The organism is Sphingomonas bacterium, from assembly GCF_903643035.1.
Classification (GTDB): domain Bacteria; phylum Pseudomonadota; class Alphaproteobacteria; order Sphingomonadales; family Sphingomonadaceae; genus Sphingomonas.
Genome location: NZ_CAHJWW010000110.1, coordinates 1 through 9,129 on the forward strand (window position 1 = coordinate 1; position 9,129 = coordinate 9,129).

Genomic DNA, 9,129 nt, shown 5'->3' on the forward strand with positions numbered 1-9,129 from the left:
CGCACCTCGACTGGGTCGCGCACGACCGGCCGCCCGCCGCCTTCTGGTCGCCGCGCGAGGACACGCGCGCGGCGCTGGCGGCGACGGCGGCGTGGTATCGCGCCCACAGGCTGCTATAGCGCCGTATCGCCGCCGCAATCGGCTGCCAGGACTGCCCCATGAGCGATAGCACCTACGACACCGTCGCGCGGCTGATCGCGCCGTTCAACAAGAAGGGCGTCGCGCTGACCCCGGCCACCGGCTTCCAGGGCGATCTGGAGTGGGACTCGCTGACGGTCATGGACTTCGTCGCGTCGGTGGAGGACGAGTTCGACATCGTCATCACGATGAACATGCAGGCGGAGATCGAGACGATCGGCCAGCTGGTCGACGCGGTGAACCGGTTGAAGGTCGCCTGACATGACCGAAGCCGCCGCCACCCGCCATCAGCTGTCGTTCGACCCGCCCGAGATCGCGCCGGCCCCGCCCGGTTCGGGGCGCGACCTGTTCAGCAAGTTCGACCCGCTGATCGCCGAACGCGAGGCGCTGCTGGCGACCGGCGTGCGCGATCCCTTCTCGATCGTCATGGACCGCGTGCTCTCGCCCACCGAAGCCGTGATCGGCAACCGGCACACGATCCTGCTGGGCACCTACAACTACATGGGCATGACGTTCGACGCGGACGTGATCGAGGCCGGGCGGGACGCGCTCGCGACGTTCGGGTCGGGCACAACCGGCAGCCGGGTGCTCAACGGCACCTACTCCCCGCACCGCGATTGCGAGGACGCGCTGAAGACCTTCTACGGCACCGATCATGCGATGGTCTTCTCGACCGGCTACCAGGCCAACCTCGGCATGATCTCGACGCTAGCCGGCAAGGGCGAGTACGTGATCCTGGACGCCGACAGCCATGCCTCGATCTACGACGGCTGCGCGATGGGCAACGCCGAGATCGTCCGCTTCCGCCACAATTCGGTCGAGGACCTCGACCGCCGGCTGGGCAGGCTGCCGCGCGAACCGGGCAAGCTGGTCGTTCTCGAAGGCGTCTATTCGATGCTGGGCGATGTCGCGCCGCTCCCCGAGATGGTGGCGGTGGCGAAGAAGCACGGCGCGATGGTGCTGGTCGACGAGGCGCACGGCATGGGCTTCTTCGGCGAGCACGGTCGCGGCGTGTACGAAGAGCAGGGCGTGGCCGATCAGGTCGACTTCGTCGTCGGCACCTTCTCCAAATCGGTCGGCACGGTCGGCGGGTTCTGCGTCTCCAACCATCCCAAGTTCGAGGTGATGCGCCTCGTCTGCCGGCCCTATGTGTTCACCGCCAGCCTGCCGCCGTCGGTCGTCGCGACCGCCGCCGCGTCGATCCGCAAGCTGATGGGCGCGGGCGACAAGCGGGCGCGGCTGTGGGCAAGCTCGCGGCGGCTGCACGGCGGCCTGCTCGACATGGGCTTCCGCCTCGGCACGCAGACGCCGCAATCGGCGATCATCGCGGTGATCCTGGAGGACCAGCGCCAGGCGGTGGCGATGTGGCAGTCGCTGCTCGAAGGCGGGTTGTACGTCAACATGGCGCGGCCGCCCGCCACGCCCGCCGGCACGTACCTCCTGCGCTGCTCGCTATGCGCCGAGCACACGCCCGACCAAATCGAGACGATCCTGGCGATGTTCCGCGCCGCGGGCGAGGCGACCGGCGCGCTGGCATGACCGGGACCGGGGGCGGGGGCGCATAAAGCGGCTGACGTTCCCGCCCGGCCTCCCTATAGCCGGGCTTCCGCCCGTCTTCGCGAGCCACGCATCCGTCCATGAAATCGATCGATCATTACATGGCGCGGCTGATCGCGGTGCCGCTGTTCTCGACGCTGGTGATCGCGGCGATGCTGCTGGTGCTCGACCGCATGCTGCGACTGTTCGAGTTCGTCGCGACCGAGGGCGGCCCGATCAGCGTCGTGTGGAAGATGCTGGCGAACCTCCTGCCCGAATATCTGGGGCTCGGCATCCCTATCGGGCTGATGCTGGGCATCCTGCTCGCCTTCCGCCGGCTCGCGACCTCGTCCGAACTCGACGTGATGCGGGGCGTCGGCATGAGCTATGCCCGGCTGCTGCGGGTGCCGTACATGTACGCGGTGGTGCTCGCGCTGCTCAACCTCGTCATCGTCGGATATGTCCAGCCACGCGCGCGCTACGGCTATGAACGGCTGCGCTTCGAGCTGCGCACCGGCGCGCTGGGCGCATCGATCAAGGTCGGCGAGTTCACCCATCTGGGCAGCCGCATGACGCTGCGCATCGAGCAGAGCCGCGACGAGGGACGGCGGCTGACGGGTATCTTCGTCCATGCCGATACCCCCAAGGGCGACTGGGTCGGCGTCACGGCCGAGCACGGCCGGTTCCTTGCCACCGACGATCCCGACGTCATCATCTTCCGACTGACCGACGGCACGCTGATCCACAACCGGCCGGACTTCGTGACGCCGCGCGTGCTGACGTTCACGTCGCACGATCTGCCCATCGACCTTCCCAAGTTCGAGAGCTTCCGAAAGCGTGGCGGCCCGTCCGACCATCGCGAGTCGACGCTGCTGGAGCTCGCGCGGCAGGGTCGCGAGCGCGGCGTTCCTGTCCACGAGCGCGATCCCAGCCGCGCAGAGTTTCATTTCCGCGTCACGGAAGTCGTGTCGATGCTGCTGCTGCCGCTGCTCGCGCTGGCGCTCGGCGTGCCGCCCAAGCGGTCCGCATCCGCGCTGGGCGTTCTCGTCTCGATCGTGATGATCGTCACCTACTTCAAGGTGAACCAGTATGCCGAGTCGCTCGGCGAACTCGCCCAAGTCGATCCGCTGGTCGCGCTATGGGCGCCGTTCGCGGTGTTCGCGGGGCTGGTGCTCTGGATGTATTACACCATCGCCTATGTTCCCGGCGGCCAGCCGATCGGGGGGCTCGAGCGGGTGTTCGACAAGGGCTGGGCGCTGATCCGCCGTCGCTTCGTCCGCCGGCCGCCGTCGGCGCCGGCCGCACCGGTCGCCGCCTGATGGCCAGCGCGTTCCCCTCGCCGACCATCGCCGTCTACATGGCGCGGATGTTCATGACGCGCACCTTCGCCATCATGGCGGCAGTGTCGATGGTGCTGCTCGTTCTGGCCGTGCTCGGCGAGTCGGGGCACATCCTTGCGTACCGGGGCAACAGCGATGCCGAGGTATGGCGCTACATGGAGCTGCGGGCACCGCAGATCGTCTCGTTCATCCTGCCGTTCTCGGTCTTGGGCGGCGCGATCCTGACGTTCTTCACGATGAACCAGAACAGCGAGGTCATCGCGCTGAAGGCCGCGGGGCTGTCCGCGCATCAGGTGCTGGCGCCGTTGCTGGTCGCAAGCGTCGGCGTCGCCGCGCTGTCGTTCGCTTTCAACGACCGTATCGTCAGCCGCGCGACCGCGACGCTCAACCAGTGGCAGGCCGTGGATTACGGGCCGTTGCCGATCGACCGCGGGGACCGGACGAACGTCTGGGTGCGCGATGGCGACGACCTGATCGAGGTCGAGCAGCTGAAGGGGCGCGGCGACATGGCGCGGCTTGGCGGCATCACCGACTACGACCGGGAGGGCGGCAGGCTCATCTCGCTCATCAGGGCGCCGCACGGCGTACGCGACGGCAGGGGCTGGCGGCTTTTCCCCGCCACGCGTTTCGACGTCGCCAGCGGCAGGCTCGTGCGGCTCGGCGCGGTCCACATCGCCGATGGCGTGCGGCCGGAGCAGTTCATGGTATCGACGGTGGATGCCGATGGCCTGTCGTTCGGCGGCCTGCGAGCGGCGATCCAGGACCTGGCGGACGCGGGCCGTCCCACCAAAGGGCTGGAAGGCGACGAGTGGCACAAGCTGTCGGGGCCGCTGTCGGCGGTGCTGATGCCGCTGCTGGGCGCGGTGGCCGCGTTCGGGATCGCGCGTTCGGGCAAGCTGTTCGTGCGGGCCGTCGTCGGCCTGGCGCTCGGCTTCGCCTATTTCGTCGCGGACAATTTCGCGCTCGCGATGGGCAGCCTCGGCGCATACCCGCCGTTCCTCGCCGCCTGGGCGCCGTTCCTGCTGTTCTTCCTGATCGGCGAGGCCGTCCTGATCCGCACGGAGGAATAGCCGCCGGAGCGCCCGCGAGACAAGGGCGGCGCCGCAGGCTATGAAGCGATGTCGTCCGCCCAGTAGAGCCTTGCGGGATTGTCGACCAGCATCGCGGCCTGCAGCTGCGATGTCGGCGCGATGCGCGGGATCATGTTGACCAGAGCGCCATCGTCGGGCATCGCGTCCTGCATGTTGGGATGGGGCCAGTCCGTTCCCCACAGCGCCCGCGTCGGATAGTCCGCGACGAGCGGCGCGACGGCGGTCGCGAAATGGTCCCAGGGCGGTCCGGCGGGGTCGAGCCGGTCGGGGCACGTCGCCTTGAAGTGGATGTCGGGCCGGCTGTCGAGCAGCATCCGGAACGCGCGCATGTCGGGGCCGTCGGGACCCTGGCCGACATCGGGGCGCCCCATGTGGTCGATCACCAGCGGCACGGGAATGGCGTCCAGGAACGCGCGCAGCTCGGCCAGGATGTCCGCCTCGAAATAGACCACCACATGCCAGCCGGCGGGCAGGCGGCGGGCGACATCGAGGAACCTGTGTTTGGGCGCGTCGTCGACCAGCCGCTTGAGGAAGTTGAAGCGGATGCCGCGGATGCCGCCGTCGTGCAGCGCGTGGAGGCCGACGTCGTCGATCGCCGGGTCGACCACCGCGACGCCCCGCGCCCGTCCGTCCGAACAGGCGATGGCATCCAGCGTCGCCGCATTGTCGGTGCCGTGGCAGCTCGCCTGGACGATCACGTTGCGCGCGAAGCCCAGCCGGTCGCGCAGGGCGAACAGCGTGTCCGGTGCGGCGTCCTGCGGCAGGTATTTCGCCCTGGCGGCAAAGGGGTGGAGCGCCTGCGGGCCGAAGACGTGGCAGTGCGCGTCGACCGCTCCCGCCGGCGGCACGTAGCGGGGCCGCGACGGATCGAGCGTCCAGCTGCGTACCCGGCCGTCCGCATCGACACTCATGCGAACACCTTCCCGTCCATCAACAGCCTTGCCGTGCGCAGCAATGCGGCACCGGTCACGGCGCCGGCGCCATCCGTCTCCAGCACGCAGGTCATCTCGCCGGTGGGATGCTCGACCGACAGCGTCCTGCGTGCCCCCGCCGGGACGGTCGCCACCGCGGCAGCGGGCGAGCCCCTGACCAGACACGCGGTCGCGACGCTGACCGCGCCCAGCACGCCGATCGTCGCATGGGCGCGATGCGGGATGAAGCTTCTGACCGTCACCGCGCCACCATGTCGCGGGCGCGCGACGAGCATCATCTTGGGCACCGATTTCGCGGTCACGTCGCCCAGTCCCATCATCGGCCCCGCCCCGAGCCGGATCGCCTCGATCCGCGCCTTGAGGTCGGTGGCCGCGTCGAGCGTCTCGCGATCCTCATAGCCCGTCGCGCCCAAGTCCCCGGCCCTGAACACGACGCACGGCATGCCGTTGTCGATCAGCGTGCAGGCGACGCCCTCGACCGTGTCGACCGGGTTGCCGGTCGGCAGCAGCGCGCCGCAGGACGAGCCGGCGGTGTCGCGGAACTCCAGCGACACCGGCGCCGCGGTGCCGGGGACGCCGTCGATGCGGGCGCCGCCGGCGTAGGTGACGATGCCCCCCGGCGTGACGCAGGTCGCCACCGCGATCTGGCCCGTGTTCTCCATGAAGATCGTGACGCGGGTCTCGGCGCCGGTGGCCGTCACCAGCCCGCGCTCGATCGCGAACGGGCCGACCGCGGCGAGCATGTTTCCGCAGTTCTGGCTGTCGGTGACGACCGCCCGATCGACGAACACCTGCAGGAACAGATAGTCGACGTCGACGCCCTCCCGCGCCGACCGCTTCACCACCGCGACCTTGCTCGTCAGCGGGTCGGCGCCTCCCATGCCGTCGATCTGGCGCGGATCGGGCGAACCCATGACGCGAAGCAGCAGCGCATCGCGCATTGCGACGTCGTCCGGCAGGTCGCTGGCCAGGAAAACCCCGCCCTTGGAGGTGCCGCCCCGCATCCACATGCAGGCGATGCCTTCACTCATGGCGCAGGCCCAGGGCTTCGAGCTTGCCGCGCATGTCGTAGATGTCGAGTCCCAGTTCGCCGGCCGCGAGCCGCCGCCGCTTGACCTCCTCGTTCGCCTCGCGCGCCTGCGCCCTGGCCAGCACGTCGGCCGCGTCGGCGCGCCTCACCACGCATACGCCGTCGTCGTCCGCGACGATGACGTCGCCCGGCTCGATCGCGGCGCCGGCGCAGACGATGGGGACGTTGACGGACCCCAGGGTCGCCTTGACCGTACCTTGCGCGAACACCGCTTTAGACCAGACGGGAAAGCCCATCTGCGTCAGGTCGCGCACGTCGCGCACGCCGGCATCGATCACCAGCCCGCGACATCCCCGCGCCATCGCGCTGGTCGCCAGCAGATCGCCGAAATAGCCGTCGTCGCAGGGGCTCGTGGGCGCCAGCACCATGATGTCGCCCGGCCGCAGCTGCTCGATCGCGACATGGATCATCCAGTTGTCGCCCGGCGGCGCCGAGATCGTGACCGCCGAGCCGGCGACGCGCGCGCCGGGATAGATCGGCCGCATCCGGCTGGCGAGCAGGCCGGTGCGGCCCTGCGCCTCGTGCACCGTCGCCACGCCGGCTGCGGCGAGCCCGTCGATCGCCGATGCCTGCGCCCGCTGGATGTCACGTACCACGCGCCCGACCATGCACCTCTCCTCTGACCGGCGTCTCGCACCGGCGGCGCCGATCGACCAATCGAATCACCGCGCGGCCGATAAGCCCGTGCTAAGCGAGGTGTCTCGTTCGGTATCGGCCCGCGCCGCCGGGCGATCCGCCCCTGCTCGGGTATCGGTCTATATGCCGCCCTGCGTCACCGCGCGACCGTCCGCCTCCAGCGCGCCCGTCAGGTCGGCGATGCAGCGGTCGGCCAGCGCCGGATCGGCGCTGCGGACGACGAAGTTCGCGCCCACGCGGCCGTCGCGGAAGAACGGATAGCTTCCGATCGCCACCTGCCCGCCTTCTCCGGCATGGGCCTTCTCGGTGGAGCGCAGCAGGTCGGCCACTTCGCTTTCCGCCACCCAGCAGCCGACCGTGCGGCTGACGACCGGGCGCCCGCCCTCCAGCGAACCGGTGAGCGTATCGAGCATGCCGGCGGTGATGTGCGGCACGCCCGCCATCACGAAGATGTTCCCCCAGCGGATGCCGGGCGCCCCGGACACGCGGTTCTCGATCAGCTCCGCGCCGTCGGGCACCCGCGCCATCCGCGCGCGCGTATCGGTCAGCCCGCCGCGCGTGGCGTAATACTCCTCCAGCATCGCCATCGCGCGCGGGTGGTGGACGACGCCGACGCCCAGCGCCTGCGCGATCGCGTCGACGGTGATGTCGTCGTGGGTCGGCCCGATGCCGCCGGTGGTGAACAGATAGTCGTTGCGTTCCCGCAACGCGTTCACCGCCTCGATGATCGCTTCCGTCCGGTCGGCGACCACCCGCACCTCGGCGAGGCGGATGCCCTGCACGTTCAGCCAGGTCGCGAGCTGGGCGATGTTCCTGTCCTGCGTGCGGCCGGACAGTATCTCGTCGCCGATGACGGCCAGGGCGGCGGTCCAGATGCGTTCGCTCATGCCTGCTCCCTACGCCTCGTCGCCCCATTCGCAAAACGATGGGGCACAGCTATATGGCTGGCATGACCGACTATGTCACCGTCTCGGCCGATGCGCCGCTGGGCCGTACCGGCGCCATCAAGCTGCACGGGCCGGAGGCGTTCGCCGGCATGAGGCGGGCAGGCGCGCTCGCGGCAGCGACGCTCGACCATATCGTGCCCCACATGGTGCCGGGCGTCACGACCGCCGAGATCGATCGCATCGTCCTCGACTTCATCCGGGCCGAGGGCGCCCTGCCCGCGACGCTGGGCTACCGCGGCTATACGCACGCCAGCTGCATCTCGATCAACCACGTCGTCTGCCATGGCATTCCCGGCAACAAGACGCTGAAGGCGGGCGACATCGTCAACGTCGACGTGACGCCGATCGTCGATGGCTGGCATGGCGACACCAGCCGCATGTACCTGATCGGCGACGTGCCGCTGAAGGCACGGCGGCTGGTGGAGGTCACCTACGAGTGCCTGATGCTGGGCATCGGGGCGGCCCGCCCCGGCGCGCACATGGGCGATGTCGCGCACGCCATCCAGCGACATGCGGAGGGGCACCGTTACGGCGTGGTACGCGATTTCTGCGGGCACGGCGTCGGCCGGCTGTTCCACGACGCGCCCGAGGTGGTGCACGTCGGTCGCCCGGGCACGGGTCCGGAGCTTCGCCCCGGTATGATCTTCACGATCGAGCCGATGGTGAACACCGGCAGGCCGGACGTGAAGCTGCTGGACGACGGCTGGACGGCGGTGACGCGCGACCGCTCGCTGTCCGCGCAGTTCGAGCACAGCGTCGGCATCACGCAGGACGGATGCGAGGTCTTCACCTACAGCCCGGCCGGCCTGCACAAGCCGCCGTTCCACGCCTGATGGCGGGCGCCCCTCGCCCTACCCGTCCCCTTGCCCGTCGGCGCCGCGGCTGGCACGGTATCGCCAGGAGCTGACAGTCGGCCAGAGAGGGAGTGCGCGCGTGAAGAAGATCGAGGCCATCATCAAGCCCTTCAAGCTCGACGAGGTGAAGGAGGCGCTTCACGAGATCGGCGTCAGCGGCATCACCGTGATCGAGGCCAAGGGCTTTGGCCGTCAGAAGGGCCATACCGAACTCTACCGAGGCGCCGAGTACGTCGTCGACTTCCTGCCCAAGGTGAAGCTGGAGATCGTGGTGGAGGACCAGCTGTGCGACCGCGCGGTCGAGGCGATCGCGGCGGCGGCGCAGACCGGCCGGATCGGCGACGGCAAGATCTTCGTCCTGCCGGTCGAGAGCGCGCTGCGCATCCGCACCGGCGAGCGGGACGAGGCGGCGATCTGATCCGACGCGCGCCGTTGACGTGGCGCGCCGCAGCATGGAAGACGGGTCGGACCACGACACCAGAAGGGCGCGATCATGGCGAAGACGGCGAGCGACATCCGGGCGATGATCGGTGAGGGGGAGATCGAGTGGGTTGATCTTCGGTTC

The 9,129-nt window shown here is 69.5% G+C and carries 10 protein-coding genes; 6 read left to right on the forward strand and 4 right to left on the reverse strand.

Annotated features, from left to right (window positions below; translation table 11 throughout):
* The first annotated feature begins 158 nt into the window (after positions 1–158).
* The 4 genes from HUV01_RS08400 (at position 159) to lptG (ending at position 4,084) form a co-directional block, all read left to right on the forward strand.
* Positions 159–398 carry an acyl carrier protein gene (locus HUV01_RS08400; protein ID WP_174297841.1) on the forward strand — a complete coding sequence of 80 codons (240 nt, stop codon included), beginning with the start codon at positions 159–161 and terminating at the stop codon, positions 396–398.
* 1 nt (position 399) lies between these two features.
* Positions 400–1,677 carry a serine palmitoyltransferase gene (gene spt / locus HUV01_RS08405; RefSeq protein WP_174297842.1) on the forward strand — a complete coding sequence of 426 codons (1,278 nt, stop codon included), beginning with the start codon at positions 400–402 and terminating at the stop codon, positions 1,675–1,677.
* Positions 1,678–1,775: 98 nt separating this feature from the next.
* The gene (gene lptF, locus HUV01_RS08410) at positions 1,776–2,993 is read left to right on the forward strand and encodes an LPS export ABC transporter permease LptF (protein ID WP_174297843.1); all 1,218 of its coding nucleotides are present in this window, start codon (positions 1,776–1,778) and stop codon (positions 2,991–2,993) included.
* Positions 2,993–4,084, forward strand: coding sequence for an LPS export ABC transporter permease LptG (gene lptG / locus HUV01_RS08415; RefSeq protein ID WP_174297844.1), 1,092 nt, complete (start codon positions 2,993–2,995; stop codon positions 4,082–4,084). The genes lptF and lptG overlap by 1 nt, the downstream gene beginning before the upstream one ends.
* Before the next feature lie 38 nt (positions 4,085–4,122).
* Here lptG and HUV01_RS08420 read toward each other — a convergent pair whose 3' ends face one another.
* The 4 genes from HUV01_RS08420 to HUV01_RS08435 form a co-directional block, all read right to left on the reverse strand.
* Positions 4,123–5,016: an amidohydrolase family protein gene (locus HUV01_RS08420; RefSeq protein ID WP_174297845.1), complete on the reverse strand. Its 894-nt coding sequence runs from the start codon at positions 5,014–5,016 to the stop codon at positions 4,123–4,125.
* Positions 5,013–6,068 carry a 4-oxalomesaconate tautomerase gene (locus HUV01_RS08425; protein WP_174297846.1) on the reverse strand — a complete coding sequence of 352 codons (1,056 nt, stop codon included), beginning with the start codon at positions 6,066–6,068 and terminating at the stop codon, positions 5,013–5,015. Before HUV01_RS08425 ends, HUV01_RS08420 begins: the two co-directional genes overlap by 4 nt.
* Entirely contained in the window at positions 6,061–6,735 is a 675-nt protein-coding gene (locus HUV01_RS08430) for a 4-carboxy-4-hydroxy-2-oxoadipate aldolase/oxaloacetate decarboxylase (RefSeq protein WP_174297847.1), read from the reverse strand. Before HUV01_RS08430 ends, HUV01_RS08425 begins: the two co-directional genes overlap by 8 nt.
* A gap of 147 nt (positions 6,736–6,882) precedes the next feature.
* Positions 6,883–7,650, reverse strand: a complete 768-nt coding sequence (locus HUV01_RS08435) for a competence/damage-inducible protein A (protein WP_174297848.1) — start codon at positions 7,648–7,650, stop codon at positions 6,883–6,885.
* Between the two features lie 62 nt (positions 7,651–7,712).
* Here HUV01_RS08435 and map point away from each other — a divergent pair, with 62 nt between their 5' ends.
* Positions 7,713–8,543, forward strand: coding sequence for a type I methionyl aminopeptidase (map, locus tag HUV01_RS08440; protein ID WP_174297849.1), 831 nt, complete (start codon positions 7,713–7,715; stop codon positions 8,541–8,543).
* 100 nt (positions 8,544–8,643) lie between these two features.
* A complete protein-coding gene (locus HUV01_RS08445; RefSeq protein ID WP_174297850.1) occupies positions 8,644–8,982 on the forward strand; it encodes a P-II family nitrogen regulator in 339 nt (112 codons plus the stop codon).
* The last annotated feature ends 147 nt before the right edge of the window (positions 8,983–9,129 follow it).

What these genes read in the sequence shown, in the direction of transcription:
- lptG (WP_174297844.1), top strand. Translation starts at nt 2,993, where the DNA reads ATGGCCAGCGCGTTCCCCTCGCCGACCATCGCCGTCTACATGGCGCGG.
- HUV01_RS08420 (WP_174297845.1), bottom strand. Translation starts at nt 5,016, where the DNA reads ATGAGTGTCGATGCGGACGGCCGGGTACGCAGCTGGACGCTCGATCCG.
- HUV01_RS08430 (WP_174297847.1), bottom strand. Translation starts at nt 6,735, where the DNA reads ATGGTCGGGCGCGTGGTACGTGACATCCAGCGGGCGCAGGCATCGGCG.
- HUV01_RS08400 (WP_174297841.1), top strand. Translation starts at nt 159, where the DNA reads ATGAGCGATAGCACCTACGACACCGTCGCGCGGCTGATCGCGCCGTTC.
- lptF (WP_174297843.1), top strand. Translation starts at nt 1,776, where the DNA reads ATGAAATCGATCGATCATTACATGGCGCGGCTGATCGCGGTGCCGCTG.
- HUV01_RS08425 (WP_174297846.1), bottom strand. Translation starts at nt 6,068, where the DNA reads ATGAGTGAAGGCATCGCCTGCATGTGGATGCGGGGCGGCACCTCCAAG.
- HUV01_RS08435 (WP_174297848.1), bottom strand. Translation starts at nt 7,650, where the DNA reads ATGAGCGAACGCATCTGGACCGCCGCCCTGGCCGTCATCGGCGACGAG.
- map (WP_174297849.1), top strand. Translation starts at nt 7,713, where the DNA reads ATGACCGACTATGTCACCGTCTCGGCCGATGCGCCGCTGGGCCGTACC.
- spt (WP_174297842.1), top strand. Translation starts at nt 400, where the DNA reads ATGACCGAAGCCGCCGCCACCCGCCATCAGCTGTCGTTCGACCCGCCC.